This is a genomic window from Muricauda sp. MAR_2010_75 (assembly GCF_000745185.1).
Classification (GTDB): domain Bacteria; phylum Bacteroidota; class Bacteroidia; order Flavobacteriales; family Flavobacteriaceae; genus Flagellimonas.
The window spans coordinates 3892842-3909691 of sequence record NZ_JQNJ01000001.1 but is presented as its reverse complement, the minus strand read 5'-3'; the positions used below and the strand labels follow the sequence as shown (position 1 = coordinate 3909691).

Annotated in this window: 12 protein-coding genes; 5 read left to right on the top strand and 7 right to left on the bottom strand. The window is 42.1% G+C overall.

Annotation, left to right across the window (positions count from 1 at the left end; translation table 11 throughout):
* Nucleotides 1-50: 50 nt before the first annotated feature.
* Complete coding sequence (locus tag FG28_RS17620) at nt 51-1643, top strand: NADP-dependent glyceraldehyde-3-phosphate dehydrogenase (RefSeq protein WP_036385227.1); 1593 nt, start codon at nt 51-53, stop codon at nt 1641-1643.
* A 62-nt stretch (nt 1644-1705) separates the two neighbouring features.
* Here FG28_RS17620 and FG28_RS17615 read toward each other — a convergent pair whose 3' ends face one another.
* The 5 genes from FG28_RS17615 to leuC form a co-directional block, all read right to left on the bottom strand.
* Nucleotides 1706-2845, bottom strand: coding sequence for a hypothetical protein (locus FG28_RS17615; RefSeq protein WP_036385225.1), 1140 nt, complete (start codon nt 2843-2845; stop codon nt 1706-1708).
* Between the two features lie 214 nt (nt 2846-3059).
* On the bottom strand, nt 3060-4118 hold the full coding sequence (gene leuB / locus FG28_RS17610) for a 3-isopropylmalate dehydrogenase (RefSeq protein ID WP_036385224.1): 1059 nt from the start codon (nt 4116-4118) through the stop codon (nt 3060-3062).
* 47 nt (nt 4119-4165) lie between these two features.
* Nucleotides 4166-5683: an alpha-isopropylmalate synthase regulatory domain-containing protein gene (locus tag FG28_RS17605; RefSeq protein WP_036385222.1), complete on the bottom strand. Its 1518-nt coding sequence runs from the start codon at nt 5681-5683 to the stop codon at nt 4166-4168.
* 28 nt (nt 5684-5711) lie between these two features.
* On the bottom strand, nt 5712-6308 hold the full coding sequence (gene leuD / locus FG28_RS17600) for a 3-isopropylmalate dehydratase small subunit (protein ID WP_036385220.1): 597 nt from the start codon (nt 6306-6308) through the stop codon (nt 5712-5714).
* Nucleotides 6309-6362: 54 nt separating this feature from the next.
* Nucleotides 6363-7778 (bottom strand): 3-isopropylmalate dehydratase large subunit, encoded by a 1416-nt coding sequence (gene leuC / locus FG28_RS17595; RefSeq protein ID WP_036385219.1) that lies wholly within the window; start codon nt 7776-7778, stop codon nt 6363-6365.
* 332 nt (nt 7779-8110) lie between these two features.
* Here leuC and FG28_RS17590 point away from each other — a divergent pair, with 332 nt between their 5' ends.
* Nucleotides 8111-9223, top strand: a complete 1113-nt coding sequence (locus tag FG28_RS17590; RefSeq protein WP_036385218.1) for a DUF2911 domain-containing protein — start codon at nt 8111-8113, stop codon at nt 9221-9223.
* Between the two features lie 33 nt (nt 9224-9256).
* On the opposite strand, the gene recG is transcribed toward FG28_RS17590, so the two are convergent.
* A complete protein-coding gene (gene recG, locus FG28_RS17585; protein WP_036385216.1) occupies nt 9257-11398 on the bottom strand; it encodes an ATP-dependent DNA helicase RecG in 2142 nt (713 codons plus the stop codon).
* 46 nt (nt 11399-11444) lie between these two features.
* Between recG and FG28_RS17580 the strand changes: the two genes are divergently transcribed.
* Nucleotides 11445-13535 carry a M1 family metallopeptidase gene (locus FG28_RS17580; protein ID WP_036385215.1) on the top strand — a complete coding sequence of 697 codons (2091 nt, stop codon included), beginning with the start codon at nt 11445-11447 and terminating at the stop codon, nt 13533-13535.
* A complete protein-coding gene (locus FG28_RS17575; RefSeq protein WP_036385213.1) occupies nt 13532-14446 on the top strand; it encodes a patatin family protein in 915 nt (304 codons plus the stop codon). Before FG28_RS17580 ends, FG28_RS17575 begins: the two co-directional genes overlap by 4 nt.
* Before the next feature lie 3 nt (nt 14447-14449).
* Here FG28_RS17575 and FG28_RS17570 read toward each other — a convergent pair whose 3' ends face one another.
* Nucleotides 14450-14971 (bottom strand): hypothetical protein, encoded by a 522-nt coding sequence (locus FG28_RS17570; RefSeq protein ID WP_036385212.1) that lies wholly within the window; start codon nt 14969-14971, stop codon nt 14450-14452.
* 187 nt (nt 14972-15158) lie between these two features.
* Between FG28_RS17570 and FG28_RS17565 the strand changes: the two genes are divergently transcribed.
* Complete coding sequence (locus FG28_RS17565; RefSeq protein WP_036385211.1) at nt 15159-16847, top strand: hypothetical protein; 1689 nt, start codon at nt 15159-15161, stop codon at nt 16845-16847.
* The last annotated feature ends 3 nt before the right edge of the window (nt 16848-16850 follow it).

Genomic DNA, 16850 nt, shown 5'->3' with positions numbered 1-16850 from the left:
AGTAAGTGAACGAGGGTTCATTTTGGATAAAACACTTAAAACAACTACACATGCCAGCTACAACAACAGCAATTCCTGAAGCACTTCAGATAACGCAAGAAATCCATCAAAAGACGTATTTGGTAAACGGCGAACTCCGAAAATGGGAAGGAAGTACTACCCCAGTAGTTTCTACCATTTCCTCAACGGAAGCGTATGCCCCCACTACTTTGGGAAGCATTCCCGATATGGGCGAACCCGAAGCATTGGAAGCATTGGAAGCCGCTTTGGGTGCATATGACCAAGGACAAGGGGTGTGGCCTACCATGAAGGTGAAGGACCGTATTGAATGCATGGAGGCCTTTGTGAAGCGAATGGAGCAAAAACGTGAGGAAGTTGTAAAGTTGCTCATGTGGGAAATTGGTAAGTCCGAACCGGATTCGTACAAGGAGTTTGATCGTACCGTTGAGTATATTTATGACACTATTGAGGATTACAAGCAGTTAGACCGTGATTCGGCCAAGTTTCAAAAGCATGATGGAGTGTATGCCCATATCAGAAGGGGCCCTTTGGGGGTAGTACTTTGTTTGGGTCCCTATAATTATCCGCTCAATGAAACTTTTGCCTTGTTGATTCCGGCTATTATCATGGGGAATACCACCATATTCAAACCTGCCAAGCATGGCGTATTGTTGATCACACCGCTTTTAGAAGCTTTTAAAAGCAGTTTTCCAAAAGGAGTGGTGAATATTCTTTTTGGCAGGGGAAGGGCTGTTGCAGCACCTATTATGAAAACTGGCAAGGTAGATGTTTTGGCTTTGATCGGCAACAGTAAATCGGCCAACGCGTTACAGGAACAGCACCCAAAGAGCAACCGTCTTCGTTTGGTGTTGGGATTGGAAGCCAAAAACCCCGCCATTATTTTACCTGATGCCGATTTGGACCTTACCATCAACGAATGTATTTCTGGAACACTTTCCTTTAACGGACAGCGTTGTACTGCTCTCAAAGTGGTTTACGTGCATGAGGACATCAAGGATGAGTTTTTAAAACGATTCTCTGAAAAAGTGGACTCCCTTAAGTTTGGAAATCCGTGGGAGAAGGGGGTGAATTTGACACCGTTGCCAGAGCCAGGGAAACCAGCTTACATTCAAGAATTGTTGGATGATGCCCAAACCAAAGGTGCCAAAATAAAGAATAAAAAGGGAGGCAAGCATTTTGATAATTACATCTGGCCAGCAGTGTTGTATCCTGTTACTAAGGACATGCGAGTGTATGAAGAAGAGCAGTTTGGCCCTGTGATTCCTGTACTGTCTTTTAAAGATATTGAAGAGCCCTTGAATGATATGGCCGAATCCAACTACGGACAACAAGTAAGTCTTTTTGGAAAGGATGTGTATACCTTATCACCCTTAATTGATACCTTGGCCAACTTGGTATGCCGTGTGAATCTGAACAGTTCTTGTCAACGTGGTCCGGATGTGTATCCTTTTACGGGACGAAAAGACTCTGCCCAATCGACATTAAGTGTACATGATGCCTTGCGCTCATTTTCCATTCGGACTTTTGTGGCCTTTAAGGATAATGAGTTGAATACCAGTGCCATTGAGCAATTGATGGAAGCCAAAGTGAGCAACTTTTTGAGTACGGATTATATTCTATAGAATAAAAAAGGCCATCCGAAATTTTCCGATGGCCTTCGTTTTTTGGTTAGGTTGGGAATTTTTTATTCTGATTGGTATACTTGTGCGCGGTCACCACTAAGTTCTTTTACCACAATGGCATCCTGAAGCCCTTTTAGATAGTAATTGGAACTTCCAGCGACCATCATCTCCCTCTCCAAATTCTCAGTATCCGGTATATTGCTAAAATGGAGCTTTGCGGCTATCATGTCATTCAATAGAAGCGAGGTTAGGGCGATATTGGCGTTGAGTGCATCCTGCACATCGGGATAATCGCTTTTTGGGAGTTCTTGCTGCCAAAGGACCACTGCAGATTCAAGAGCTGGGCGAATCTCATCCAACGTTTTACGTTTCTTTTTACTCAATGCAGAAAGGGAGTTTATGGATTCTTGAACAGTTTCCGCATGTTCATTGAATTCGTCATATTCTTTGTCCTTAAAGGAAAACATAGCGCCATAAGCAGTTCTATTTTGGTAGAGAAAATTGTCTTTTAGCAAATCTCCTGCTCTTTGCATGAATGTTTCCAGTATATCGGCTTCAAAACGTTTTATACGATTGGTCAATAGTCGTCTACGCTTTTCTGGCTTTTTGGTAAGCTTCAACTTTAGTTTGAATGCTGGATTCAAAACAAAATGACGAAGTTGTAGCGTGGAGGTTGGTCCTTCCGGGTCATCAATATAAAATGGGATATTTTCCTCAAGTATAGTTTCACCTTGTGAAGTCCGAACGGTGAGCGTCGCAGACACATTGATTTCCCCCAAAACAGCATCTGAGTCGGAATAATCCATTATTTCCGGAATACTATCCATGGTAAAAGTATCGGTAACAAGTGTTATGATGAAGTCTGGAGAAGAGTTGGTTCGATTAAAGGTGGAGCCACTCAGTTCCAGATAATTTTCGGTCCATTTGTTTAGCGTGTCTTGTACCGCCTGCTGGTACAGTAACTGGCGTTTTTCTGAATTTTTTTCTGATACCTGCATATTCCAATTGAGTTCATCCCAAAAATCCATCGGGTCCAAGTCCGTTTCAACAGCTATGGAATAGGTTTTTGTTTCATCGGGTAAATTGATGAGCGGAGCAATGGTGTAGGACCATCCAACAGGGTTTGTTTTGGTTTTTATCTTTTTTTGTCCTATGGCCAGTAAAGACGTGATGAATAAAATAGCGAGTATAATTTTTTTCATAACAGGTTGTTTTTGAATACCCAACACCAAAAGTAACTGATGGATTATGGGTGAATGCCTGTTATTTGAGGGATGCTTTATTTGAGTTGACGGATAGACAATTATAAATGAACAATATGCATTGACCAATCACCTGGCGAATTGCGAAAAAATAAAATACTAGTATAAAAAAAGCCCCATAATGGGGCTTCAGTATTTCAATTGGTTATTTTAATTAGATATTCGATGCCAGCCAATCACCAACTTCACTGGTTTTGTAGGCTTTGCCTCCTTCGGCAAGGTCTTCCGTCACAACGCCCTCGGCCAACGATTTATTGACCACGGTACGAATGGCATCTGCCTCATCCTGCAATCCAAAAGCAGTTTCAAACATCATGGCAGCAGACAAAACAGTAGCCAATGGATTGGCAATGTCCTTTCCTGAAGCTTGCGGGTAGGAACCGTGTATAGGCTCAAACAGGGATGTTTTCTCGCCCAAAGATGCGGATGGCATCAATCCCATAGAACCTGAGATTACCGAGGCTTCATCGGTCAAAATATCTCCAAAAAGGTTTTCCGTGATCAAAACATCATACGAATTTGGCCATTGCACCAAGCGCATGGCAACAGCATCCACGAATTCATAGGAAACTTCCACCTCAGGATACTCCTTTTCCAATTTCTGGACGGTTTCGCGCCATAGACGGGAAGTTTCCAAAACATTGGCCTTGTCCACGCAACAAAGCTTTTTGGAACGCTGTAAGGCCATTTCAAAGCCTTTGCGGGCCAAACGCTCCACTTCGGCACGTGTATAGGTACAGGTGTCGTAAGCGGTATTGTCGTTGTCCTCACGACCTCGTTTTCCAAAATAAATGCCTCCAGTAAGTTCTCGCAAGAAAACCAAATCGGTTCCTTCAATGCGCTCCTTTTTCAAAGGTGACTTGTCAATCAAGGAAGGGAAGGTGAAAGTTGGACGTACATTGGCAAAAAGTCCCAATTTTTGACGCATTTTCAATAAGCCTTGTTCTGGTCGGACCTTAGCGGACGGGTCATTGTCAAAACGAGGATGGCCAATAGCTCCGAACAGCACGGCATCGGCAGCTACACAGATTTCATGGGTTTCATCTGGATATGGTTCTCCCACGGCATCAATGGCGGCGGCACCGGTCAAAGCAGGTGTCCATGATATTTCATGTCCGAATTTTTCGGCAACGGCATCGGATACTTTTACAGCTTGATCTATCACTTCCGGGCCGATTCCATCCCCGGCCAAAAGGGCTATGTTCAATTTCATGTATTCAGGTTGTTCGTTATTTGTTTCTGGTTACTAGTTTTATCGATTTAAACAAGGTTAAGCATTTTTTCTGTCGCCTTAATGGCAGATACCGTTTGGTCCGAGTCCAGTCCGCGGGTAGTAAAATCCTTTTCCTTGGTCTGCCAGGTGATTATGGTCTCACAAAGGGCGTCCGAATTACTTCCTGGAGGGATTCGCACAGCATAATCCACCAATTTGGGCAGTTCCCGATTCTCTTTTTTGTACACTTTCTTCAGCGCGTTGATGAAGGCGTCGAACTGTCCGTCCCCTTGGGCGTTTTCCTCATAGGTCTTCCCATCAATCTCAATGGAAAGGGTAGTGGAGGGTTTTAATCCTTTGGAGTGGGTAAGCACGTATGACTTTACAAACACCTTTTGCTGATGCAGATTGCTATCCAACACATCCGAAATGATATAGGGCAAATCCTCCTTGGTGACCCGTTCCTTTTTGTCGCCCAATTCGATGATTCGCTCAGTGACTTTTTTGAGCTCATCATCATTCAAGGTCAACCCCAATTCTTGCAGGTTCTTTTGGATGTTGGCTTTTCCAGATGTTTTTCCTAGTGCATATTTACGCTTCCTACCGAATCTTTCCGGTAACAAGTCGTTAAAGTAAAGATTCTTTTTACTATCCCCATCTGCATGTATACCAGCAGTTTGTGTAAATACATTATCACCAACAATGGGTTTGTTGTCAGGGATGTTGAAACCGGTAAAGGCAGATACCAATTTACTCACTTTATAAAGTGAAGATTCTTTGACGCCGATGTTGATTTCGGGCAAAAAATCGTTGATGACGGCCACCACACTGGCCAAAGGAGCGTTGCCTGCACGTTCGCCCATACCATTTACGGTAAGGTGCAAACCATGACAACCCGCCTTTACGGCTTCCATGACATTGGCGACGCTCAGGTCGTAATCGTTATGCCCATGAAAATCAAAATGGGTATCTGGATAGCGCTCAATAATTTTTTTGATAAACTCACCCGTTTCAAAATGGGTCAAAACTCCAAGGGTGTCTGGCAATAAAATCCGCTTAATAGGTTGGGAGGTCAAAAAATCCAAAAATTGGAAAACATAGTCCTCGGAATTGCGCATTCCGTTGCTCCAATCTTCCAAATATACATTGGTCTCGATGCCCAACTCCTGTCCTTTGGAAATGACCGTTGCAATTTCGTTGAAATGTTGCTCTGGTGTTTTCTTCAGCTGATGGGTCAAATGGTTCAAAGACCCTTTGGTCAACAGATTTTGGACCTTGGCACCCGCTTCCTGCATCCACTTCAAGGAAACTCCATTGTCCACAAAAGTCAGTACTTCTACTTTTGAAAGGTATCCTTCAGAAGCTGCCCATTCCGTTATATTCTGAACAGCTTTCAGTTCGCCTTCCGAAACTCGTGCAGAGGCTACTTCAATGCGGTCCACTTTCAGCTCTTCCAATAGCAATTTTGCCAAAGTGAGTTTTTCAGAAGCGGAGAAGGAAACCCCAGAAGTTTGTTCACCATCCCGCAGGGTGGTGTCCATGATTTCAATGGTGCGTGCTTTCATTTTCGATGTGGTGTTCTAAAAGCCTTAATTAGAGCGGGGTGTTTTCAGCAAACTCTTCAATGCCTTTTTTTATGTTCAATAGGTAATCGATATCATCAAAACCATTGAGCATGTTTTGTTTTTTGTAATCGTTGATTTCAAAGCTTTCACTTTCCCCGGTTGCCAAAATGGTGATTTTCTGCTCAGGCAGATTGACTTCCAATTCGGTATTTGGGTCAGCTTCAATGGCAGTGAAGATTTTGTCCAAGAACGCTGGACTTACCTGTACCGGAAGAACCCCAATATTTAGGCAGTTTCCTCGGAAAATATCAGCAAAGAAACTGGAAACCACACATCTAAAACCGTAATCATAAACCGCCCAGGCAGCATGCTCTCTGGAAGAACCGGAACCAAAGTTTTTACCGCCCACCAGAATTTTTCCGCTGTAAATGGGATTGTTCAGTACAAAGTTCTCTTTTGGGGTTCCGTCGGAATTGTATCTCCAATCGCGGAAAAGGTTATCACCGAAGCCTTTGCGCTCCGTCGCTTTTAGAAATCGCGCTGGAATGATTTGGTCGGTATCCACATTTTCAATGGGCATGGGCACCGCAGTGCTTTTTAGTATGTTGAATTTATCGTAAGCCATGTATAGTTCTAAGTTTTCAGTTGACAGTTATAAGTTATTGTTTCCTGAATGTTATTATGCTTCTTGAAGTTCTTCTTGCATGAGTTCCCTTGGGTCGGTCACTTTTCCAGTAACAGCAGCAGCAGCGGCCACCAGTGGACTTGCCAACAGTGTACGCGCTCCGGGACCTTGTCTTCCCTCAAAGTTTCGGTTTGAGGTACTCACAGCATATTTTCCAGCGGGAATCTTATCATCGTTCATGGCCAAACAAGCAGAACATCCTGGTTCACGAAGTTCAAAACCCGCTTCTTCCAAAATATCCAGAATGCCTTCTTCCCTAATGGCCTCTTCCACTTTATGGGAACCAGGCACCAACCATGCAGTCACATCATCAGCCTTTTTTCTACCTTTTACGATGGATGCAAAAGCTCTGAAATCCTCAATCCTACCATTGGTGCAGCTTCCCAGGAACACAAAGTCGATAGGTTTACCAATCATTGCTTCGCCCTCATTGTAATCCATGTACTCCAAGGATTTTTTAAAGGTGGCGACAGCACCATCAATGGTTTCAGCCAAGGGAATGTTATTGCTTATTCCCATTCCCATTCCAGGATTCGTTCCGAAGGTAATCATCGGTTCAATCTCGTTCGCATCAAAAGTCAATTCTTTGTCAAAAACAGCATCGTCATCGGAATACAGTCTTTCCCAGTATTCCATTGCGGTGTCCCAATCCTTGCCTTTTGGGGTGTACTCGCGTCCTTTGATATATTCAAATGTAGTTTCATCCGGAGCGATCATCCCGCCACGGGCACCCATTTCTATACTCAGGTTGCAAACCGTCATACGACCTTCCATGGACATGCTGGTAAACACATCCCCGGCATATTCCACAAAATATCCGGTGGCTCCAGAGGTGGTCAACTGTGAAATGATGAACAACGCTACATCTTTAGGAGTAACCGCTTTATTCAATGAGCCATTAATATTGATGCGCATCCGTTTGGGCTTGGGTTGCATGATACATTGGGTGGAAAGCACCATTTCAACCTCGCTGGTTCCAATTCCGAAGGCAATGGCACCAAAGGCTCCATGGGTTGATGTGTGGGAATCTCCACATACAATAGTGGCTCCGGGAACGGTAATTCCGTTTTCTGGGCCAATTACGTGTACGATTCCATTTTTCTTATGTCCAAGCCCCCAATAGGGTATGCCATGGGCGTTGGCGTTTTCTTCCAATGCCTTTAACTGATTTGCGGACAAAGGATCCTTAACAGGTAAATGTTGATTTCGAGTTGGTGTATTGTGATCGGCAGTTGCAAAGGTACGTTCAGGATATAGCACTTTAATGCCCCTGTTCTTCAATCCCAAGAAAGCTACGGGACTCGTTACTTCATGCACCAAATGTCGGTCTATAAACAGTACATCCGGACCGTTTTCAATATGCTTCACCACATGGGAATCCCATACTTTGTCAAATAGTGTTTTACTCATTGTCAGATTCAATAATTTGTAAGCAAACAAAGTTAAAATTTGATTTAAAACCTGTCTTCTTGTTGTCTGTAAAATTACGATGTTCAACCACGATTTTCATGAAATTCACGGAATGCTAACAAATGTTCGCCCCACATTTTCAAATATCACTTTGGTTTGGATACATCACTTAAAAATATAAGGTAAGCTATTGAAATTTAATGTGGTATGTTGTTTTTTAACAAAGTCTGATATTTTTTAACATAGCTGTAACGTTGCCAGAACAACAACCTCCATACTTTAGGGAAATTCTACTCAATAACATATTCATTAATTAAATCAAACAACTTACAATGAAAAAATTCTACTCGGCCATTTCGGCCACAATTCTAACCGCAGTTCTTTTTATATCAGCTACTGCAACAGCACAATTGGACTTTTTACCACGAGGTAGCCAAGCGGCAAGTGTGTCCCAACGTATCGGTAACACCGATGTTAGCATCATTTATTCAAGGCCAAGTGTAAACGAAAGGGAAATCTGGGGCGCTTTGGTGCCTTATGGTATGAACAATTTTGGATTTGGAACGGCCACAGAGTCTCCATGGAGAGCTGGGGCCAATGAAAACACGGTTTTCAAGACCACACACGACCTTACCATTGGCGGAAAAGCCCTACCCGCCGGAAAATACGGATTGCACATGATTGTCAACGAAGACAACACGGCAACAGTGATTTTTTCCAAAAATCATGGAGCGTGGGGCAGTTATTTTTATGACCCATCGGAAGATGCGCTTCGGGTGGATGTGACGACCAACGAAATTCCTCATACCGAACTGTTGACCTATTCATTTGATGAAGTAGGGGCAAATTCAGCTGTGGCATCTTTGAAATGGGAGAAAAAGCAGATTCCATTTACCATTGAAACCGATGTCACTGCGAATGTAATGGCTGAAATCCGTCAACAACTACAAACTTCCCCAGGATTTAACCGCCAAACTTGGGAACAAGCAGCAGGGTACGCCTTGAACAATGGAGGTAATCTGGATGAAGCCTTAGGATGGGTGAATGGTGCCATTGAAGGACAGTTTTTTAGTCAGAAGAACTTCAATAATCTGAGCTTAAAGGCACAGATTTTAGAGCGACAGGGCAAAACTGCTGAGGCGAAAGCAATTATGGATGAAGCCATGCCATTGGGTACTGTATTTGAAATACATTCATATGGTCGTCAATTAATTGCCCAAGGCAAAAAGGACGATGCACTTGAAGTTTTTAAATGGAATGCCAAAGAACACAAGGGTACGTGGCCCGTTGATTTTGGATTGGCCAGAGGATATTCAGCAGTTGGTAATTATAAAACGGCTCTAAAACACCTCAAGATAGCAGCAAGTAGAGCTCCCGATCAACCAAATAAAGATGCCATTGCGGCCTATATCACTCAGTTGGAGGAAGAAAAAGATATTAACTAAAGAAATAAAAGCCCGGCGAAAGCCGGGCTTTTTTTAACTGATATAATTCCAAATCGTCTTGTTGGCCATCATTTTGGCATAGGCGATACGAACTAGCCGATTTTCTTCCTTTTCCAGTCTTGGGTCATCCTTGAGCAATTGCAGGGCATGGTAGCGTGCTGTTTTTAGGATTTGGTTGTCCTTTACAATGTCGGCAATCTTCAAGGTAAGCAATCCACTTTGCTGAGTGCCCATTAAATCCCCAGGACCACGTAGTTTTAAATCCACCTCGGCAATTTCAAAACCATCGTTGGTGTGCACCATGGTCTGCAGTCGGGTTTTGGCATCTTCAGATAGTTTGTGACCAGTCATCAGAATACAGAAGCTCTGTTCAGCACCTCTACCTACACGCCCCCGAAGCTGGTGCAATTGTGATAGCCCAAAACGCTCGGCACTTTCAATGATCATTACCGAAGCATTGGGGACATTCACTCCAACCTCAATGACTGTGGTGGCTACCATAATCTGCGTTTCACCTTTTACAAAGCGGTCCATCTCATAATCTTTGTCGGCAGGTTTCATTTTGCCGTGAACAATGGAAATTTGATATTCCGGCATGGGAAATTCACGGGCAATACTTTCATATCCATCCATGAGATCCTTGTAATCCAAGGCTTCGGATTCCTGAATCAAGGGGTAAACAATATAAACCTGTCGTCCTTTTTTGATTTCATCTTTGATGAATCTGAACACTTTTAAACGATTACTGTCATACCGATGAACCGTCTTCACTGGTTTTCGCCCCGGTGGAAGTTCATCAATGACCGAAACATCCAAATCACCATACAGACTCATGGCCAAGGTGCGTGGAATTGGCGTGGCGGTCATGACCAGAATATGAGGCGGAATGGCCCCTCCATCCTCCCCATCCGGGCTTTGGGGTGAGCTACCTTTATGCCAAAGTTTGGAGCGTTGTGCCACCCCAAACCGATGTTGCTCGTCCACAATGGCTAGGCCTAAGTTTTTGAATTGCACTTTATCTTCCAAAAGGGCATGAGTACCGACCAGAATATTCAGATTCCCATTTTCCAATTGATTATGGAGCAGTGTACGTTCCGATTTTTTTGTGGAACCCGTCAGCAAGGCAATCTTAACATCCATTTTACCCAATAACTCCTTTAAACCATTATAATGTTGATTGGCGAGGATTTCTGTGGGGGCCATCAAACAGGCTTGAAATCCGTTGTCCATGGCCAATAACATGCACATTAAAGCCACGATGGTCTTACCAGAGCCCACATCGCCCTGAAGCAAGCGGTTCATTTGTGCATTGCTGCCCAAATCCCCTCGGATTTCCTTAATGACCCGTTTTTGGGCGTCGGTCAGCTCAAAAGGGAGATGGTTTTCAAAGAAGGAAGTGAAATTTTCCCCGACATTTTCAAATGGTAAACCTTTTATTTTTTGTTTTCGAACCAGTTTTTTGGAAATCAGCTGCAATTGCACAAAGAACAGTTCCTCAAATTTTAATCGAAATTGGGCCTTGGCCAATAGTTCCTGATTTTTGGGAAAGTGGATGTTTAACAGTGCTTCACTTTTGGAAATCAATCGTAATTCTTCCAAAATATTTTTAGGTAACGATTCTAAAAACTGTCCTTTGGACTCCAAAAACAATTGCTGCATCATCTTTCCCACCACCCGATTGGTAATTCCCTTCGCACTCAATTTTTCTGTGGAGGGATAAATGGGCTGCATAGCCACTTTCAGTCCTTTTTGATGTTCGGAAAGTAGCTCCATTTCGGGGTGGGGCATGGAAAAGGTGCTGCCATATTTGGAAATTCGACCAAAGACCACATACGGTTCATTGATTTTTAAGTTCTCCCGAATCCACTTATGCCCACGGAACCAAACCAGCTCCATTTGTCCGGTGTCATCCACAAAAGTGGCCACGAGTCGCTTGCCCCGTTTTTGTTCCACAGTCTTGAGATGGATTATTTTTCCAACTACTTGCACATCGGCACCACTGGGTTGTAACTGAGCAATTTTGTAGTACTGTGTCTTATCCAAATACCGATTGGGAAACAGATGGAGCAGGTCCCTGTAGGTTTCAATTCCCAGCTCAGCCTTGAGTATGTCGGCCCTGTTGGGGCCAACACCTTTTAGATAGGGAATAGGAGTTTGCAGAAAATTGGGATTCATCAAACTAAAATATGTAATTTGGAAGGACTTTTGATAGTATGACGGTATGAAGCGAAGCCCATTTCTTATTTTTTTTCTACTCACGCAGTTGCTCTCCGCCCAGGTTCAGGATAAGGTGGACTTTACCCATGCAGAGGTTTTTGTCGAACCAATTCCGCAGGAAAAGAAAATAAATGGATCGGTCATTTATACATTTGATGTGCTCAAAGACGTGGATTCCATCTTTTTAAATGCCCAGGGCATAGATTTCTCTTCTGTTCTTTTGGACAAAAAAAGTGTACCCTATACGAGCACAGGAAGAACAGTTTCTATTTCAGAAAAATTCAAAAAAGGAAATACCCATTCCATAGAACTGCGATATACGGCCCACCCTACACAAACGGTTTATTTTTTGGGTTGGGACGATAACATCATGGGTGATGAGCAAATTTGGACGCAAGGCCAAGGGAAATATACCAGTCATTGGTTACCAAGTTTTGACGACATGACTGAAAAAGTGCAGTTCAACTTGAATTTTATTTTAAGAGAGAATTATCAGGTAGTTTCAAATGGTAAATTAGTAAAGAAAGATACACTCCCTGATTCAAAGGCTTTTTTATGGCAGTTTGATATGCAAAAACCCATGAGCAGCTACCTTGTAGCTTTTGCCATCGGCAATTTTGAAAAGGAGACCGTTCACTCTACCTCTGGAGTACCCATAGAACTGTATTACGAGCCCAAGGATAGCCTAAAAGTTGAACCCACCTATCGATACTCCCAACATATTTTCGACTTTTTGGAAAAGGAGATTGGCGTTAGATATCCCTGGCAGAATTACAAACAAATTCCTGTTCAAGATTTTTTGTATGCGGGAATGGAAAATACGGGTGCCACTATTTTTTCCAATACCCTTGCGGTGGATTCCATTGCGTTTAAGGACAAAAACTATGTAAATGTCAATGCCCATGAGTTGGCGCACCAATGGTTTGGTAATTTGGTTACGGAGAAAAGTGGGGAACACCATTGGTTGCATGAAGGTTTTGCCACCTTCTATGCCTATTTGGCTGAGAAGGACATTTTTGGGGATGACTATTACTACTGGCACCTTTTGGAAACCGCACAGGCATTGGACAATTTTTCTGGTGACGGTAATGGAGAGGCACTGACCAGTTCAAGTGCTGGAAGTCTTACTTTTTATGAAAAAGGGGCCTGGGCCTTGGTTATGCTAAAGGAAAGAGTGGGGGATATCAACTTTAAAAATGCCATAAAGAACTACCTGAACAAATATGCTTATAAAAATGTCACCATTTCCGATTTTATGCTGGAAATGGAAAAGACCTCAGGAATGAACCTTTCGAATTTTGAGGAAACTTGGCTTCAAGAATCGGAATTTCCATTTGAAGCGGTGAAAACCTTTTTAATGGAAAAAAGTCCATCCATTAAAACCTATTTTGAGTTACAAAACCAAATTGGTGAGGATTTGGAATCCGCGGAGAGCATTTTGCAGGATACATGGGGCATGTTGCACTCTGAGCAGTTGAAGCATCATCTTGTCTTGGATTATGGCAGTAAGCTTTCCATTCCCATCATTTCCAAAATGCTGAACACCGAAAACTTGAAAGTACGGCAAGCTGTGGCATTATCTATGGACAGAATACCGCAAGAAATCCAACTAAATTTTGAGACTTTGTTGGAGGATGAAAGCTATGTCACCTTGGAATCAGCATTGTACAAACTTTGGACGGATTTTCCGGAAAACCGAAAGAAATATTTGGACAACACCGATGGTATTATCGGATTTTCCAATAAAAATATCCGCTTGCTTTGGTTGACCTTGGCCTTGGTGACCCCAGAGTACAATGCTGACCTAAAGCCAAGTTATTTTGAAGAATTGAGCAATTATACCAGTTCAGAATATCACTTTGAAGTTCGTTTGTTGGCGTTTCAATATCTGAAGAGCATTGGAGGGTTCAACGATGCTTCACTGAAAAACTTGGTCGAGGCCTGTAGCCATCATGTTTGGCATTTTAAAAAATCGTCCCGCCAAATTTTAAAGGAATTTTTGAAGAGTGAGGGCAGCATGGCTCGATTAAAGGCGCTTTATCCTTTGCTAAATCAAGAAGAACAGCAATATTTGGATAAAACTTTGGGCAAATGAGGGCATTGGTCATTTCTGGAGGTGGAAGCAAAGGTGCTTTTGCAGGTGGTGTTGCGCAGTTTTTGATTCAGGAGGCCCGACATAAGTATGATATTTTTGTGGGCACCTCCACCGGAAGTCTATTAATATCCCATTTGGCACTCAATAAACTGGATAAGATCAAGGAAATTTATTCCTCGGTAAATCAAGAAAGCATTTTCAACAATTGTCCCTTTTTAATCAAGAAAAAGCATGGGGTTGAAATCATTGCCATCAACCACTGGAACGTTGTAAAGAATTTTATCAGAGGGAAAAAAACGTTTGGGGAAAGTGAAAACCTACGTAAACTCATCCGCCAATCCATCACTGTTGAGGAATTTGAGGAATTAAAACGAAGTGATATGGATGTGGTGGTCACGGTATCCAATCTGTCCTTGAACCAAGTGGAGTACAAATCCATCAACGATTGTACCTACGATGAATTCTGTGACTGGATTTGGATTTCCTCCAATTATACGCCCTTTATGAGCTTGGTAAAAAAGAATGGCTGTGAGTATGCCGATGGAGGACTTGGTACTTTGGTTCCTATTGAAGAAGCGCTTAATCGAGGCGCCACCGAAGTGGATGTGGTGGTATTGCATACCGAGGTGAACCACTTGAACCGCATGTCCACCAAAAACCCTTTTGATTTGATTACCACCATTTTCAGCTTTATGTTGGATCGGATTGAAAACCAAAACATTAGAATTGGCAAGTTAGTGGCCAACCAAAAAGACGCGATTATCAATTTCTATTACACCCCTACAGTGCTGACCACAAACTCCTTGATTTTCAACAAGGAACGTATGACCTTATGGTGGAAAAGAGGCTACCTTTATGCTAAGAATAAAAATGAAGAGACCAGCCCTATAGACCCAGAGCATCAAGAATAGACGCTAATCCCAAAGCTCGCTCACTTCTTTTTTTACAAAAGCGAGGGCGGTATTGGAAGGTGATTGTTTCTCCATGGTCTGGTTAAGGATGTCTTCCCTTAATTTATCTGGAGAATCCGTTTCACTCATGCCCGCGGAACGAATAATCTGAATGGTGGCATTTTTGGCTGCTTTAATGATGTTCCAGCATTCTTCCGACATGTAAATCTGCTGGGAAAGATTGTGCTCGAATTCCGTTTCAACTTGATTGATCAGCAAATTTTCGTAATCCCTTTTGTTTTTTCCTTTGGGAGCCACCCTCACCACAAGACTGTTGATGGCAATACGTTCCAAAAAGAGAGCCATTCGCTCATAGGCTTGAAGTCGAACGGGAAGTGTCTCTGCTTGGGCGTCTTTGTGCAAAAGAAATCGTCTGCGACCATCTTCATTCCGGGTGTGCAGTCTAAAAAAATAAAAGGCTACGGCGCCAGTCACGACGGCTGGCATTAAATACGCAAAAAGTTGAAGGATGTCATCTCCACTCATAAGATAGTTTGGTTTTTGTTGATTTTACACAACAAGAACGAACCAAAGCTGCAAAAAGTATTTTTCGCTAAAGTGAAATAAAAAACCAAACATATAAGATTAACAGAACGCTTCAACGGAATTTGTTTACTATTTAAAAAAATATCTGTTTATTGTAGGCAATATCTTACTGAGCTAAACTATTAAAATGAATTTTAAATCTTTCTGGTTACTTTTTTTGGTAGCCCTAATTATGTCATGTGACAGTGAAAATGGACAAATAGACCTGCCAGATGATGATGTTACGCAAGAGCCAATCGATGATGATGAAGTCGAGATCACGGATGAGACAGCACCTACATTGACCATAACTGGTTTAGATGGACCTATTGAAATCTATACGGATATTGAAGCTGTAATTTCAGATGAATCTTCTGTTGAGACCAAAATTGTGATCAATGACGAGGAAATCTTCACCACTTCAGAGCTTCACTTCAATTATCAATTGAATCCGTATGTCATTCCTGTTGGTATTGCTCAAATTCAGGTTGTTTCAGAAGATGAGTTTGGAAATGTTACTACACAGGATTTTCAGATAGAGATAAAGCACTTTTTAATGGAATTCAACATGGCACCTGACGAGGATGAAAGATATACGGCTATCTGGACTTTCTTCAATGATTCTGATGGCAATCTATTGCAATCCCAAAAAGCAGAGATTGGGTCCACTAGAATCTATACGGATGAAATCGTTCCAGATGACTATGTACTATATACCATTGCCAAGTATGAAATCTTGGGAATTGAAGGACAGAATCGGGCCCTAAGAAATACTACGTATCGGTTCAATTTGGGGGAAACTAGAAATGAATTGCAATACTACCCTACATATAACCTCCAAAACTATGTTGATGTAGAGGTTAATTTAGAAGAGGATAATGTTGAAGGGTACCCACTCTATAATGGGTCAGGTTCTGAATATGATCTTTATAAAAGTGGAGGGGGAAGTTTTTTGGAGATAGTCGGTTTTAAATATGACTTCCCGGATTACATCTATTTAAAAACATATTTTCTTGGAGGGCTGCCAGAACTTTTTGATGGAAAAAAAGAAAACTATAGATATTACCGATTTGTACCGGAATTATCCATGCCGGTCATTACCATTGATGAAAGTGATTTAATGCCCGCAAATGAATACATAGCGCTTCAAGTACCGGACCACATGCCGGGCAGTTTTGTTTTTAATAGATATGGATTTGAAAATGAAACAGATTTGGCCTCAAACACCAACCACGAAATTTTTGTGGTTCACGAACCCAATGACACCTATAGGGATTATGTGGACCTTCCCGTTGTGGAAGGATTAGGGTTATATTCGAATACCATTAACTATTTCATAGATGGAAAAGGACTTTATGCATACCTATTCGGTAATAATTTGGATATTACCATGCCCAATTGGGAGCTGAATTTTGGTATTGAGAACAATAAAATATTCATTGAGGAGAACAATGACTTGGATTATTATATGGTCCAGTTTAGGAGTAACGATACTTCTGACTTGAATAGCTTAAGATATTGGACATGGAATTACAGAGCTTTTGGAACAGGCGATAACAACATCCCCATGCCAGTTTTGGAAATGCCAGAGGATTTAGTGAGCGAAATTAATGATGCCCATTACGCTAACAATGAGAATTTAGAATTGGAACGAACCTATGCCGTTGAATTTGACAACTTAGAATCTTACGATGAATCTGTTGAATGGTTGGGGTTGAATAAAATTCCACTCTCCACTGAAGAAAAGGGTTATAAGGAGATGATTTTCTATTACACCCCCGTTACTGGAAAAAGTAAAATAGACACCTCAGAAATAGAATCTCAAAATCCCGAATAAATA